The sequence below is a fragment of the Flagellimonas olearia genome, assembly GCF_009184425.1.
GTDB lineage: Bacteria > Bacteroidota > Bacteroidia > Flavobacteriales > Flavobacteriaceae > Flagellimonas > Flagellimonas olearia.
Genome location: NZ_WELG01000002.1, coordinates 1,301,292 through 1,317,364, shown reverse-complemented (window position 1 = coordinate 1,317,364; position 16,073 = coordinate 1,301,292). Strand labels below are relative to the sequence as shown.

Below are 16,073 nucleotides of genomic sequence, written 5' to 3'. Positions count from 1 at the left end.
TTTGCACTCTTAAACACAAAAGTGGTAATGGGCTTGATCATATATGGCAGACAGACAGCAAAAAGAAAATCACTAAGGAACTATCTTGTCCTTATCCTTTTCTTGCAGTGCAGTTTATCCCTATTCTCCCAAACCACCATTTGGAACGAGGACTTCAGTTATGGTAATGGTGCTGAAACCGGAACTGCCATAGGTCCTTCCGCTTCAGACTGGAGCACTAATAGAGGGGGAAGGCTATCCGTTCGAAACAATACACTAAGGGGAAGAAATTTGGACTCAGAAGGTACCTGGCAAACTGATCCGATTGATATCACGGGATACGGTTTCATTAGTTTCAGCATGGAAACCTGGGTGGATGATGAAGATGAAATGGACAATGGGAATGACTATTTCAGAGGGGCTTACCGTATTGATGGAGGATCTTGGCAGCAGTTTGTAAATGCCTCCGGATCGGATTCGGACCCACTGGACCCTTCCTATGCAGTAAACATATCCACCTCTGGAAATTCCACCCTCGAAATCAGGGTACAGATGCTCAACCATGACAATGATGAGCAATATTATATTGATGATGTTTCGGTTGTTGGATATTCTGGAATATGCAACGGCGAGCTTGATTTTGAATTTTATGATAGTGTCCCATCAGGTTACACCACAGACAATATCCCAACTTCCGGAGCCTTGGGAACAGGCGTGTTCTCCAGTTTTGATGTGGATGCCCTCCAAAATCAGGAAGACCCGGGGGATGCGGAAACTTTCAGTATCCGATATTCAGGGTATATCCAAATCAGCAACGCGGGCTCCTATACTTTTTATACCTCATCGGATGATGGCTCCAAACTCTTCATTGATGGAACCCAAGTGGTGGACAACGATGGCCTACACGGCACACAAGAAAGGTCGGGCTCCATATCCCTCACTGCTGGCTTGCATCCCATCACTGTCCTGTTTTTTGAAAATAACGGTGGAGAGACCCTGACGGTTCAATACCAAGGCCCTTCCATTTCCAAACAAAACGTACCTTTTTCCATATTGTATTCCAATTGTAGCGTAGCCATAGCAGATTTGGATGGCGATGGCATTGAGGACAGTGTTGATGTTGATGACGACAACGATGGTATATTGGATACTGATGAATGTGGCGGGTTGAGTGTAAATTATGCCATATCAGCTACCAATATCAGACACTTTAGCAATGACTCCAACGCCCAAGGAAATCCCGGGACAACATATGCCTCCAACTCGCCCACCACATATCCAGGAGCAAGCTCCATCCTACTTCTTCAGTTCCCAACAGCATTGCCCGTAGGCACCAATGTAAGTGTATTTTTAGGGGCAGATCCCGCAGTGACCGATACAGATATGCAATTACAACGTTCGGATGCCGCAGGAAACAGCAATGGCTGGATTGCCAATGCCGACAATACTGCACCGGGCTCCATACGGGAAGTTACCTTTACCGTAAACACAAATCCCTTGGAGTACCTTCGTATTGAGGCCTACCAAATTGGAGCAAGAATCTATGGTGCCAGTTATAGTGGCACCGTGGATTGCACTACCGTAGATACCGATGGGGACGGCATCCCCAATTACCAAGACCTTGATAGCGACGGGGATGGCATCCCCGATAATGTGGAGGCCCAAACCTCTGCAGGATATATAGCGCCTTCCGGCATCGATTCTGACAATGATGGTCTGGACAACGCCTATGAAACGGGTGGGATTTCCTATGTGGATACCGATGGGGATGGCACACCGGATTTTTTGGATACGGACAGTGACAATGACGGAACAAATGACACTACTGAAGCCGCCCTTTCCCTCTCAGGAACGGATAGCGACAATGATGGTCTGGATGATAGTATAGACACCTCAACCGATTACAGTGACCCAGGTGGAACCATTGATGACCCCACAACAACCAGTGGAGGTAGCATTATGCTGCCAGATTCCGATGGGGACACTGCATCCGGTGGTGATTTGGATTTTAGGGACGATACCAATGATGGCAATCAACCCCCATCCATTACTGCCTCTGGAGACCAGATATTCTGCCCTGGCAGTCCAATGGTCATTGTTGAAAGTGTATCCATTTCGGACCCGGACACCGCTACTTTGGATGCGGTCTACATACAGATCACTTCCAATTATGACAACTCGGGCGACCTTTTGAGCTTAACGGGCACACATCCCAATATTACCGCCAGTTGGAGCTCTTCGGAAGGAAGACTGACCTTGACCGGTCCGGCCACACTGGCTGAGTTTGAAACCGCAGTGGCAGCCGTTACTTTTCAAACCACCGCAACAGTTGCCTCTGGGGATACCCGAAGTTTTTCCATCGTATTGAACGAGGCCAATTACCTGGCCTCTACCGGACACTATTACGAATATGTACCCGCATTGGGCATTACTTGGACCTCTGCCAGGGATGCCGCCGCCCTGCGAACATTCTATGGGCTCCAAGGATATTTGGCCACCATTTCCATTCAAGACGAGTCTGACCTTTTAGGATCCCAAGCTCCCGGAGCCGGATGGATCGGAGCCAGTGATGCCGCCTTGGAAGGGGATTGGTACTGGGTAACAGGCCCTGAAACCGGAACTTTGTTCTGGAGAGGAAACTCCTCCGGAACGGCTTATGCCTATGAATTTTGGAATGGCGGTGAACCGAACAATTCAGGCGACGAAGATTATGCACATATCACCGCCCCAGGAGTCGGCCTTCCCGGTTCTTGGAATGACCTCTCCAACACAGGAGCCGCAAGCGGGGATTATCAACCTAAAGGGTATTTAGTGGAATATGGGGGTATGCCCGGCGACCCAGCGGCACCCAATATAGCTGCCACGACCACCATTACCGTGGACAATGTTGCGCCAACAGCCAGTAATCCAGCACCCTTGTCAGTGTACTGTACAGCTGACATTCCCGTACCCGATGTCACCGTTGTCAACGACGAAGCCGATAACTGCGACCCAAACCCTACCGTAACTTTTATCAGTGATGTGACTGATGGTGGATCCGATCCAGAAATCATTACTCGTACGTATAGGGTAACCGATGCTTCCGGCAATTCTCTGGACGTACAGCAGACCATCACCGTTTCACCATTCGCTATTTCAAGTCAACCCACTGACCAAAATGTGGTTGCAGGAAATGCTGCCAACTTCTCCGTAACCGCTAGCAATGTGGACACCTACCAATGGGAAGTGAGCACCGACGGAGGCAGCAATTTTGCATCCCTTACCGATGGTTCGGATTATACCGGGACCCAAACAGCCAACCTTTCCGTAATAGGAGCAGGCACGGACAAAAACGGATACATCTTCCGCGTATGGGTTTCCAACTCCTCGGGGTCTTGCAATGCCCTTGCTTCGGATGAAGCCAACCTGACGGTAAAAGTGGGAACCGTAATCACCAATCGTAGGGTTACGTACCGAGTGAACAAGGATTAACCCTGAACTAAAAGCCACCCTATTATGGACCAAACCCTTGGCTAAGACCCAATAGGTTTTTTCATTCCAAATTCCTGTTACCTTTACAGCATGAGGCTTTTTCAAAATCCGAAGACTGTATTCTATTTTAAGCGGATTCTTCCTTTTGGCATCATTTGGTTGGTACTCAGTTGGTTTATTTTGCTCATTGAATCCATGGCCACCGAATATAAAAATGTCCGTCCCGAAACGGACATAACGGTCACTTGGGATGTTTTTCTGTTCGCCTCCCTCGCGGTCTTTGTAGTAGGTTTGGCGGTAGGGACCCTTGAGGTCTTTTGGTTGGGCAAACTATTCAAATCAAAGGGTTTTGGACAAAAGATCCTCTATAAAATGGGATTTTACCTCCTGTTCATGCTGGCCATCAACCTAATTGCCTATCCCATTGCGGCGAGTCTTGAGCTCAATACTTCATTGGGAAATCCTGAAGTATGGCAAAAATTTTCAAATTATGTGGTCAGTCGAACTTTTTTAAGCACCTTGATCTCATTGGCCTTTAGCATTTTTGTCTCGTTGCTATATTCAGGCATCAGTGAACATCTGGGACATGATGTACTGATCAACTTTTTCTCGGGCAAGTACCATCAACCCAAAGAGGAGTCCCGCATTTTCATGTTTCTGGACATGAAATCCTCCACATCTTTGGCAGAGCAATTGGGACATCAACAATACTTCCGCTTTTTAAGGGACTACTACAACCAACTTTCCAACGCAATCATTGCTCACCATGGTGAAGTGTACCAATACATTGGGGATGAAATCGTAATTACCTGGAAACAGGAGAAGGGCCTAACCCAACAAAATTGCGTGCAGTGTTTTTACAGCATGAAAGAAGCCCTTGAAAAAAAATCAGCTTTTTTCATTAAAACCTATGGTGTGACCCCCTCATTTAGGGCTGGACTTCATATGGGCCATGTGACCACCGGGGAAATCGGGGCCCTCAAAAAAGAAATATTTTTTACAGGGGATGTCCTGAACGTTACTGCCCGAATACAAAAATTATGTAAATCACTTGATCAGGAACTCCTTCTCTCCGGGGAATTAAAAACCCTATTGGAGCCAACAGCCTCATTTGGATTTGAAGCCTTGGGAACCATGGAACTGGAAGGTCGGAAAGCACAAGTGTCGCTTTTTGCTCCCTTGATGTAAAAACGTACCTTATAAGGACGAATTGATTCTTTACGGATTTTATCTTCTATCCGCCATCTGCTCTTTTTACAATATCGTTAACACCCCTGCGGGCCATTCGTTAAATCTCACAAAAGTGCACCAAAAAGTGACGGACCTTTCTGGCGGTGGCCAAAGAGACCCCTCACCCACCTTAAAATCCCCAAAAGAGTGTTAAATCCTTTGAATGTGTTTGAATTTTGTAAGCCTTTTTCCATCAAATAGTGATATTTTCATGCCAAGCATTACAATTATGGCAAAACTGAATTTAAAAATCAACGGAGAAGTAAAAGAGGTAGACGTAGATCCATCCACACCCGTACTGTGGGTATTGCGGGATCATTTGAACCTTGTAGGGACCAAATATGGCTGTGGCATTGCTCAATGCGGGGCCTGTACCGTTCATTTGGACGGTACAGCTACCAGATCTTGTATGCTTACCGTATCCATGGTGGGAAATTCAGAGATCACCACCATCGAAGGACTATCCGAAAATGGCGACCATCCCGTACAAAAGGCATGGTTGGATGTGGACGTACCCCAATGCGGCTATTGCCAAGCAGGCCAGATCATGACTGCGGCAGCCTTGTTGGACAAGAACCCCAACCCAAGCGACGAAGAAATAGAAATGGCCATGAACGGAAACATTTGCAGATGTGGAACCTATTTGCGCATTAAAAAAGCCGTGAAAATAGCATCCGAAAACAGCTAGGTCAAACCAATACTAAAACAAAAATCATGGACCAGATAGACAAACATATCGGGCGAAGAGCCTTTATACGAAATACCGGCCTTGCCGGTGGAGGATTGATTATTGGGTTTAGTTGGCTGAACTCATGCAAACCCAAAAACATTTCCACTGAGCAAGCTCTTGAAATGCCCAAAGAGTGGTTTGAAATCAACGCATATATCAAAATAGGTGATAATGGGGTGGCGACCATTTTCTGCCCAAACCCGGAATTTGGTCAAGGCGTCATGACCGCTATGCCCATGATCGTTGCCGAGGAACTGGACATCTCCTGGAAAGATGTTTTGGTGAAACAGGCTCCGTTCAACACTGAATTATACGAACGGCAATTCACTGGGGGAAGCCAAGGTATTCGCCGTAGTTGGGAAGGCCTTCGCATGGCCGGGGCAACCGCCAAACAAATGCTAAAGCAAGCTGCTGCGGAAGCATGGCAAGTCCCTGTTTCCGGGATTACGGTTTCCGATGGGGTATTGAGCCATGAAGCCACCGGAAAAACCGCTGGGTTTGGTGAAATGGCCGCTGCCGCATCAAACATGGAGGTTCCCGAAAATGTGGAAACCAAGGCCGTAAAAGATTTTAAGATCGTCAGTCACTCAAAGAAAAATGTAGAGGGCAAACAGATTGTGACCGGTGAGCCCATGTTCGGCTTGGATTATCAATACGAAGGCACCTTGATCGCCATGGTGGAACATCCACCTGCCTTTGGCCTGAAACTGAAATCATTTGATGATTCCGAAGTGCGCAACATGCCCGGTATTGTGGATGTATTCCAAATCAATACCTACGACGACAATTTTGTCCGAAATTTTTTCGACACCAACGCATTTCCAGATTTGGTGGCCATTGTGGGCAAAACCACTTGGGAGGTCATGAACGCCAAAAAGAAACTCAAGGCAGAATGGGAACCCATCACTGAGAAAAAACTCACCTTCGACCGTTTTGGAAGTATCAGTGAGGTGACCGTTCCCAGCGGATTGGAAAGTACCAAAAAGCATGACGAGCTCATGGAGAAGATGGCTTCCCAACCTGGGGAAATCGCCAGAAAGGATGGAGACCCGGAGTCAGCATTCAAAAATGCGGCCAAAGTATTGGAAAGATCCTATAGCTGCCCGTTTTTGGCACACAACTGTATGGAACCCATGAACTTCTTTGCCCATGTGACCGAGGAAGGCATCAAACTGGCAGGTCCATCACAGGCCCCCAGTATCATTGAATCCACCTTGGCATCCCGATTGGATGTGCCCGCGGAAAAAATTGAGATAGAAATGACGCGAATGGGAGGCGGTTTTGGACGTAGGGCCTATGGCCATTACGCCATTGAGGCTGCCCTAATCTCTAAACAGGCCAAGGCGCCCATAAAATTGGTGTACAGCAGGGAAGATGATATGACTTTTGGAATTTATCGTCCATCCTACCAAGCCACCTACCGTGCCGCCTTGGATGAAAACAACAACCTCATAGCCTTCCACGTAAAATCTGGAGGCGTTCCTGAAAGTCCGCTCTTCGCCAACCGTTTTCCAGCGGGGGCGGTCGATAATTACTTGGCGGAACAATGGGTCATCAATTCAAACATTACCATTGGTGCGTTCCGAGCACCCCGATCCAATTTTACTGCTGGCGTAGAACAGGCCTTCTTGGATGAAGTGGCCGAGGCAGCAGGCAAAGACCCTATCGATTTTAGGTTGGAATTGCTCAAACGGGTCAAGGAAAACCCGGTTGGGGAAGAAAATGATTATGACCCGGACCGTATTGCCGGTGTATTGAAATTGGTCAAGGAAAAATCCAATTGGGCACAAACCCCACCAGGAGTCCATCGAGGTGTTTCCGCATATTTCTGCCATAATAGCTATGCCGCCCATGTAGTGGATGTGGTGATGGATGGGGACCAACCACGGGTTGAAAAGGTAACATGTGCCATTGATTGTGGCATTGTCATAAATCCGGATGCAGCCTCCCTCATGGCCGAAGGAGCCATTGTTGATGGGATTGGAAACGCCATGTACGGCAATATGTCCTTTACCGATGGGAAGCCGGACCATTCCAATTTTGACACCTACAAAATGATACGACAAAATGAGGCCCCAAAAGAAATTGAGGTTCATTTCGTGCAAAACGAAATTGACCCGACCGGATTGGGCGAACCACCATTTCCTCCCGTATTTGGAGCTTTGGCCAATGCGCTGTACAAAGCCACTGGCAGAAGATTTACCAAACAACCCTTTAGCACCGACAAACCACCTTTGGTGGGTTAACCATAAAAACCATACGCCCCAAGGGCATATCAAATGACATCCATAAAAACCAAAATCGGAAGACGAGCGTTTATCAAAAATACCAGTCTGGCCAGTGGCGGACTTGTTCTGGGCTTTAGCTGGCTGAATTCCTGTAAGCCAAAAGTAGGGTTGGACATGGCAGCCAAAGAACTGTCCAAGGAATGGTTTGAACTGAACGGCTACTTAAAAATTGGAGAAAACGGATTGGTCACCATCCTGTCCCCCAACCCCGAGGCTGGTCAGAATGTAAAGACGTCCATGCCCATGATCATTGCCGATGAATTGGATGTGGATTGGAAAGATGTCATGGTTGAACAAGCCCCCTTGGATACAGGGGCCTTTACGCGACAATTTATTGGAGGGAGTCAAGCCTTACGTCAAGGATGGACCGGTCTGCGGATGGCAGGAGCATCGGCACGGCAAATGCTGAAAGAAGCAGCAGCCCAAGTCTGGAAGGTTCCTGCGGACGAAATAAAAACTTCCGGAGGAATGCTGAGCCATGAAGGTTCCGGCAAATCGGCAACCTACGGTGAAATGGCCTCCATGGCAGCAACAATGCAGGTCCCCGAAGAAGTACAGCTCAAGGAGAAGAACGAGTTTACCATCATTGGCACATCACAAAAGAATGTAGACGGTATGAATATCGTGACAGGTAAACCACTTTTTGGTATCGACACCCATCAAGAAGGTATGCTCATCGCCATGATCGTGCATCCACCGGCCTTTGGATTACAACTAAAATCCATAGACGACTCAGAGGTTAGGTCTATGCCGGGCATCCGGGATGTCTTTAAAGTCAAAGTATTCAATGATGATTACGTCAAGACCTTCTTTGATACCCGCACCTACAATGAAGTGGCCGTAATCGTAGGAGATTCCACTTGGCAGGTAATGCAAGCCAAAAAAGCCCTGAAAATAGAATGCGAACCCATCCAAAGTTCAACGGAAACCAGGGATAGATTCGGAACTACTTGGGAGCAACATACCCCAAAGGGTCTTGAAAACACGGAGGACCATTATGCCCAGATGCGTAGTAGGACCGAAAAAGGCGGGGAAGTCCGTCGTAAGGACGGAAATCCAGAACAAGCCTTTGCAAAAGCCGCCAAAGTGATTGAACGCACCTATACCGCCCCATTTTTGGCACACAATTGCATGGAGCCCATGAACTTTTTTGCGAATGTGAAAGACGGCAAAGCGGAATTGATAGGTCCCTTACAAAAACCAGAGTTTACGGAGCAGACCCTTTCGGCCCGCACAGGCATTCCCTTGGAGAACATAGATATTAAAATGACACGCTTGGGTGGTGGTTACGGTAGACGTTCCTATGCCCATTGGCTCGTGGAAGCCGCTCTGATTTCACAACGGATGGAAGCCCCCATAAAACTGATCTATACCCGTGAGGATGATATGACAGATGGCATCTATAGGCCAACCTACCATGCTAAACTGAGGGCTGCGTTGGATGCCGACAACAACCTCATCGCCTACCATGTAAATGTCGGAGGTGTTCCCGAATGTCCGCTTTATGAAAACCGATTCCCAGCTGGGGCGGTAGATCATTATTTGGCAGAGGGCTGGACCATTGACAGCAACATTACCGTAGGCTCTTTTAGGGCTCCAAGTTCCAATTTCATGGCCTGCGCTGAACAATCCTTTTTGGACGAGGTAGCCGAAGTCGCCGGAAAAGACCCCATTGATTTTCGACTGGAGCTATTGGATAGGGCCATCAATAAACCTATGGAAGGCGTGACCAATGATTATGACCCGGCACGCTATGCAGGAGTCTTAAAGTTGGTCAAGGAAAAATCCGAATGGGGAAATCAAGATGCAAAGACAAGTCGTGGTGTGGCGGCCTATTTTTGCCATAATTCCTATGCCGCCCAAGTCTTGGATATAGTCATGGAAGACGGGAAGCCTAAAGTACAGAAAGTGACCTGTGCGGTTGACTGCGGCATAGTGGTGAATCCCGATGCAGCTACAAATTTGGCGGAAGGCGGCATTGTGGACGGGATTGGAAATGCACTTTTTGGTGAGCTTACCTTTAAAGAGGGCATGCCCACCAAGAAGAATTTCGATACCTACCAAATGATCCGTATGCAAGAAGCCCCAAAAGAAATCGAGGTACATTTTGTAAAGAACAATATAGACCCTACCGGATTGGGTGAGCCCACTTTTCCACCTATATTCCCGGCCCTGGCCAACGCCATCTACCAGGCCACCGGAAAACGTCTCTATGAACAACCTTTTTTAAAGAACTGGGCCATATAGTTTTAAAGCTATGGTAAGACGGAATGGAGAGAGCTGAAAGAGCAAGCATCTCTTTTCTCGACCACAAAATCACCAAAGCTTAAGCTTGAAAGGGTTTATGTTTTCCCATACTGGAGAAATCCCCTCAATTATAAATTCAAGATGTCGAAAAAATTGGCCTTGTAGCTTTCCCCTATCGGAATTCGGACATCATTGATCACGATTCTGTTTCTCTGCACCGTTTTGATGCAAGAAATATTGACCACAAAGGATTTATGCACCCTTAAAAACTGGTGGGCCGGCAGCTTTTCCATAATCTCCTTGAAACTCATCAAGGTCAGTATGGCCTTATTGGTACCCTGCACATGTATTTTAAGGTAATCTTTAAGTCCTTGGATATATTGCAAATCATTAAGATTGATCTTCACACTTTCATACTCCGCCTTTACAAAGATGTATTCCGAGGATTTTGTTCCTTCCCCGTGGGACGGAAAAACATTCTGGGGCTCAACGGGTCTTTTGTAGCCCATAACTTCCTTGGCCCTTGAAATTGCCTTGATAAACCGATTGTAGGGTATGGGCTTTACCAGATAATCAATGGCATTCAAATTGAAGCCTTCAACGGCATATTGCGAATAGGCCGTGGTGAAAATGAACATAGGGGTATTGTCCAAAGAGGAAATGAAATCAATTCCGTTGATCTGGGGCATTTCGATATCACAGAAAATAAGGTCCACCTTTTTTTCCTTGATTATGGAAATAGCGTCCAGGGGATTGGTAAACGTACCTTCCAGTTCCACAAAGTCCAGCTTCTGGCAATATTCCATCAACAAATCTATTGCCAATGGTTCATCATCAATTATGATACATTTCATCCTTTACCAATTTATTATTCTTTAGGCCACAAGTCAAGAATAAGGGTCACTTCATAATTTTGGCCATCATTGACTATTTCCAGGGTATGCCTATTGGGATACAACAGGTTCAACCTATTTTTTACATTCTCCAGACCCACTCCCGAGCTACCCTGTTCTGCCCTGTGCGCACCTATTCTATTCCTGACCTTGAACACAATGGACTCTTGTTCTATCTGAAGGTTTATTTCAACATGTGTTTTTCCTTTAAAATCCGTTCCGTACTTGAATGCATTTTCAATAAAGGAAATAAAGAGCAAAGGGGGCAGCTCTTTCCCTTTTTCATCCCCGGACATCCGCAGCTTCACGTTGACACTATCGGACAAGCGCAACCTTTGTAGCTGAACATAATTTTTAATATAGTCCATTTCTTTGCCCAAGGGCACACTTTCCTTGTCGGCTTCATACAGCATATATCGCATGAGTTCTGAAAGGGTGATGATCGCTTCGGAAGTTATACTGGAATTTTTTACTGAAAGTGAATAAATGGCATTCAGTGAATTAAACAGAAAATGGGGATTAAGCTGTGTTTTAAGGACCTGTAACTCTGAATGGACCTTTTCGTTTTCCACTTGGACCCTAAGCCCTTCGTTCTTTCTCCACTCCATATACAACCGAAGGAGCCCACTCACAAAAATCGGCGCACTCAAATTGAGCATAGTGAAAATCTGACGCATCCAAAAATCGGAAGCCCTTCCCCTATCTTCAATAAATCGGGCAGGACCGCGAGGTCCAAAATCAAAACTTAAATTAATAATAAGCCCAATACCCAAGACAATGGCCAAACAAGCAACAATGTAATAGGCCGTATGCCTTTTCAACAAAATCCGGGGTACGAGCAGATAATAGTTTATGTAAAAAAGCGCCACCACAAAGGTAAGTCGCAAAGGAAGGTCCGGTGGAATCAATCGGAACTGAAACAGAAATGGCATTAAAAAGAGTCCGTACAGCAGTATCCACAGTGATAAATGGATAATGAACATTCTTATTTTTGGTCGCCCTGAAACCATACGATATTAGCTAAGGCGTTAAAATTACAACATCCAATGCTTTAATGTCTTCCAGGGAAAGCTCAGGGGATTGTCTCTCCGCAATCTTTTCAACAACCAGTCCCGCCACGGAAGTGGCATCTTCTGGATTTTGAAATGGGACGTTTCCCCTGAGCACTGGAATACACTCTTGTTGGATAAGCAGCCTATCCCCATAAAATATTTGATAGCCATACCCATTGCCAACTTTAATAACTTCTGTCCGAAATTGGGCTTTGTCTTCCTCTTCACTGCTCTTCTTAAAAAGGAAGCCCAAACCAATAATCGTGGCACCAATGAACATCAACAATACCATCATCATGGTTTTTGCCATAGTATTGGAACCCAATCCCTTCATTCCCAAAAGATTTTTCTTGGACAAACCTCCATTATCACTTCCCATCCGGATCAATCCTCGTCATCATATTCCTCAAATGGCAAGAACTCGTCCAAATCATCCAGATAAAGGGTTCCATTTCTACCCATCCCTACAAAAGCTCTGGTGGAATTGGAAAAGACAATGGCATCTTGCCGAGTGGAGCCTTCAAAACTGGTCTTGGATTCCCAGGTATCGGAAGACGCATCGTACTCCCAAACACTGATGGTGGCACCACTTCGTTCCCCACAGGCAATATAACCATAGCCATTCAATTCAAAACCAACGGCATTACTTCTAGTGATCGTATATTCATCCTCCTCGTCCAAATCTGTTTTTTTGGTCCAATCTTCGGTATCCGGGTCAAATGCCCAAAAGTCGTCCAGATATACCCCATTGGAAACCCCGGTCCCCATATATACAGTTCCGTTTACCGTGAATGTAGTGGCAGCCCTTCTTTTGTCGCCACCAAATCCTTCCAGCTCGGTCCAGGTATCTGAAGAAGGATTATATTTCCAGAAATCCTTTCTATCGTTCTCTCCATCGTATCCAGTACCAAAATATCCAAAGCCGTTGGCCGAAAATGCCACCGCACTCCTCCGCTTTATACCGGGAAGCGAATCAATTTGGGTCCAGCTATTGGTCGTCGGGTCATAAGAATAAAAATCACTCAGTTCGTCCACACCATCATAGCCAGAACCAATATAGCCTTTGCCATCAATATCGAATCCTACCGCAGCATTTCTGGGTACCCCTGGAAAATCCGCTTTTTGGGACCAATAATCGCCTTCAATATCATAGGCCCAAAACGAGTTGAGATAGTCATCCCCGTCATAGCCAACCCCCATATACCCCATATTATCAATTACAAATGCCGCTGCCCCACTTCTAGGGCTTCCATCAAATACGGATCGATCTATCCAATTCCCCAAGTCCTCAACATCCTCATCGTTGGAACAACTTAAAAGAAACATCCCAGAAAGGATCACAACAAACGCTTTACTTGTCACTTGTACTATCTTGTCCATGTCAACCATTTAATTTTTGCCAAAAGTAATTTTAGGGCCTTTCTGGTTGAAAGGGAATATATGAACCCTGCGTTTTAACCTTTCAACCCCAAAAAAACATCGACGAACGCGGACCAAAGTTTTATAGAGAAAAAACAACGACTTTGTCCCATAATTATCCTAGTTGGTCTATTCCCATTTTTAAGGGCTTTCGCAGCTTATACTTTTGGTGAAAACTAAATTTATGAGAAGATTATTGGGAATGATCACCCCTTCCATTCTACTGTTGGCCTCCTGTACTTCCGAAAACTACAATTCTTCCGATTTCTTGGCAGGCGAGGCCTTTTCCGACAGCAATATGCGGGTTGTTTTAATCGACACCATGACGATAGAAACCTCCACCATGAAATTTGACAGCATCCAGACCAGTCAATCCAGTCGGATTTTGGTCGGACAATATTCCGACCCCATTTTTGGAAAGATCAAAGCCTCCAGCTATATGGGGTTGATTCCAAACTCATTCTCAATAGACAGCGAGGCAGAATATGACAGCATTGTCCTTTTTCTGAAACTGGACAACTACTATTACAACGATACCCTTAAGACCAACACCCTGCACATAAAGCGATTGACAAAGACCCTTAGACCCAATGAAGGTGATGCGCTCTATAACACGGCAGAGGCATCTTACCTTGACGAGGACCTGGGAGCACTTTCCTATCGACCAAGGCCCATGGAATCTGACACAATTGCCATTAAGGTCTCCGATGAACTCGGTAGGGAACTCTTCAACGGGCTTCAAGAAAAATTGATCACCAATACCGACCAGTTCAAAGATTACTTTAAGGGTATTGGGATACTTCCCGGAGACAATGACAATGGCTCTGTAGTTGGTTTTTCCAAAGATACCGGTGCCAGTTTTATGCGTTTGTACTATGGCATTTCAGAAGAGGATGAACGGGTTCAGGACAACATCGACTTTGAGTTGGATCTTAGCACTACCCCTGTCCCCTTTTTCAACCAGATTTTGGCTGAAAATCCTATTGAACAACTCCAAATGTTACAGGATAAGGAGTCCGTACTTTCCAGTTCGGAAGCCGCCAATAGATGTTTTGTGCAATCCGGGGTTGGGGTAGCGGCCCGAATTCAGTTTCCAACCGTCAAGACCATTTACGATATAAAGGGGCAGGGCACCATATTGGACGCTGTTCTTAAAATAAAACCCGAACCGGGCAGCTTTGACGACAATCTCATACTTCGCGACACCCTATCCGTTTATGTGGTGGACCGCAACAATGACCTGATACAGCAATTGTTTTATCAAGAAGTATCCCCTGTACAAGCTATCCTCAACAGAGAAAAAGAAGAATTCAACGAAATCTATTATGAAATCCAACTGGGCAGCTACATAGAACAGCTGTTACTGGCCGAAAGGGAAACCAATGAGGCATTGACCCTATTACCCAATAACTATGACTCCACAGTGGATCGCTTTGTTCTAAACGGTATGGACAATTCAGATTTTCGGACCCTACTGGAACTAACCTACGCAATATATGATGAAGATGAAGAATAGATTTTGGATCCTTTTGCTCCCAGCCCTAATGGCCCAGATTACCTTTTCACAGTCGGAAGGTCTAACCAGTTCACCCTACTCCCTTTACGGCCTTGGAACCATAAACCAGACCAGTATTGGCATCTCCAACGGTCTAGGGCATAGCGGAATTGGACTCAAACAGGAAACCGGGATAAACAACCTCAACCCAGCAAACTTTGCATTGGTTCCGCAAAACTCCTTTTTTTATGACATTGGAATCAAGGGCGAACTAAACCACTATAACAACCGAGGGGACGGAGAATCCAAAACAACCCTTAATTTTTCCAACTTGGCATTCGCTTTCCGAATCACGGAGGGGCTTGGGGCCGGAGTCACCATGATTCCCTACAGTGATGTTGGATACTCCCTTCTGGGATTATCCTCAAATATTGAAGGCTCCAATGAATCTTTTGAGAGCAATGTGTATGGCCTTGGAGGGCTCAGTGACTTGAGTATAAATTTGGGGTATAGCCTTACAGAATCCTTAAGGCTCGGATTTACGGGTTCATTCTTATTTGGAAATATAGAGGAAACCGAATCCTTTGTGATAAGCCGAAGCTACTTGGAACTCACCGAAACTACCAATTATAGTGGATTTCGAATCGGATTTGGCACTCATTGGGATATTGGCCAAAACATTACCTTGGGAGGTGTTTTGAAACTGCCCGTCACCCTGAATGGAAATCTCACACGGACGGTGGCCAAGATCCTCGATGGCGAGGAGATCGTTGTTGTGGACGCTGAAGCGGACAATGATGTTTCAGATTTTAAACTCCCCATGGAATTGGGGTTTGGAATAAGCGCCAGACTCAAAGATTCTTTTACCCTAACGGCCGATTATCGTAAAAGCTTTTGGGATGCCACCCATCAGTCCGAGCATATTGGAACCTACACGGACCAGGACACCTATGCCTTTGGCTTGCAATATCTCAATAACCAAAGGGCCTATAAATATTGGAAAAGGATTGGTTATCGCGCAGGGTTCAACTATGACAATGGGTATTTGGCACTTAACAACCAAAAGATAGATGGCTACACTTTTACGGCAGGACTGGGATTGCCTATTGGGGTGTTTTCCAACTCTATGATAAACTTATCGTATGGCTACAGTTCCAAAGGGTATGTGCAAAATATATTGGTAAGGGAAAAATACCATACACTAACGGTGAATTTAAGTCTTGAAGATCTTTGGTTCAAAAAAAGGAAAATTAATTAGCCCCCCTCTTT

Annotated in this window: 11 protein-coding genes; 7 read left to right on the top strand and 4 right to left on the bottom strand. The window is 45.9% G+C overall.

The window, feature by feature from the left end; genetic code table 11:
• Positions 1-27 precede the first annotated feature (27 nt).
• From F8C76_RS15320 to F8C76_RS15300, 5 genes are all read left to right on the top strand, one after another.
• Positions 28-3,450 (top strand): PA14 domain-containing protein, encoded by a 3,423-nt coding sequence (locus tag F8C76_RS15320; protein WP_152132528.1) that lies wholly within the window; start codon positions 28-30, stop codon positions 3,448-3,450.
• Positions 3,451-3,540: 90 nt separating this feature from the next.
• Complete coding sequence (locus F8C76_RS15315) at positions 3,541-4,638, top strand: adenylate/guanylate cyclase domain-containing protein (RefSeq protein ID WP_249042433.1); 1,098 nt, start codon at positions 3,541-3,543, stop codon at positions 4,636-4,638.
• A gap of 271 nt (positions 4,639-4,909) precedes the next feature.
• On the top strand, positions 4,910-5,368 hold the full coding sequence (locus F8C76_RS15310) for a (2Fe-2S)-binding protein (RefSeq protein WP_152132527.1): 459 nt from the start codon (positions 4,910-4,912) through the stop codon (positions 5,366-5,368).
• A 26-nt stretch (positions 5,369-5,394) separates the two neighbouring features.
• Positions 5,395-7,656, top strand: coding sequence for a xanthine dehydrogenase family protein molybdopterin-binding subunit (locus tag F8C76_RS15305; protein ID WP_152132526.1), 2,262 nt, complete (start codon positions 5,395-5,397; stop codon positions 7,654-7,656).
• Positions 7,657-7,689: 33 nt separating this feature from the next.
• Entirely contained in the window at positions 7,690-9,945 is a 2,256-nt protein-coding gene (locus F8C76_RS15300; RefSeq protein ID WP_152132525.1) for a xanthine dehydrogenase family protein molybdopterin-binding subunit, read from the top strand.
• 128 nt (positions 9,946-10,073) lie between these two features.
• Here the strand turns inward: F8C76_RS15300 and F8C76_RS15295 are convergent, their stop codons facing one another.
• From F8C76_RS15295 to F8C76_RS15280, 4 genes are read right to left on the bottom strand one after another with little or no spacing between them, the layout of a single operon-like run.
• Complete coding sequence (locus F8C76_RS15295) at positions 10,074-10,799, bottom strand: LytR/AlgR family response regulator transcription factor (protein WP_152132524.1); 726 nt, start codon at positions 10,797-10,799, stop codon at positions 10,074-10,076.
• 14 nt (positions 10,800-10,813) lie between these two features.
• Positions 10,814-11,821, bottom strand: coding sequence for a sensor histidine kinase (locus F8C76_RS15290; protein WP_249042432.1), 1,008 nt, complete (start codon positions 11,819-11,821; stop codon positions 10,814-10,816).
• Positions 11,822-11,858: 37 nt separating this feature from the next.
• On the bottom strand, positions 11,859-12,224 hold the full coding sequence (locus tag F8C76_RS15285) for a DUF4907 domain-containing protein (protein ID WP_170284041.1): 366 nt from the start codon (positions 12,222-12,224) through the stop codon (positions 11,859-11,861).
• 50 nt (positions 12,225-12,274) lie between these two features.
• Positions 12,275-13,270 (bottom strand): Kelch repeat-containing protein, encoded by a 996-nt coding sequence (locus tag F8C76_RS15280; RefSeq protein ID WP_152132521.1) that lies wholly within the window; start codon positions 13,268-13,270, stop codon positions 12,275-12,277.
• Between the two features lie 223 nt (positions 13,271-13,493).
• Here F8C76_RS15280 and F8C76_RS15275 point away from each other — a divergent pair, with 223 nt between their 5' ends.
• Together F8C76_RS15275 and bamG are read left to right on the top strand one after the other, a co-directional pair.
• On the top strand, positions 13,494-14,825 hold the full coding sequence (locus F8C76_RS15275; protein WP_152132520.1) for a DUF4270 family protein: 1,332 nt from the start codon (positions 13,494-13,496) through the stop codon (positions 14,823-14,825).
• Positions 14,815-16,062, top strand: a complete 1,248-nt coding sequence (gene bamG, locus F8C76_RS15270; RefSeq protein WP_249042431.1) for a BamG family beta-barrel-assembly machinery protein — start codon at positions 14,815-14,817, stop codon at positions 16,060-16,062. Before F8C76_RS15275 ends, bamG begins: the two co-directional genes overlap by 11 nt.
• Positions 16,063-16,073 lie beyond the last annotated feature (11 nt).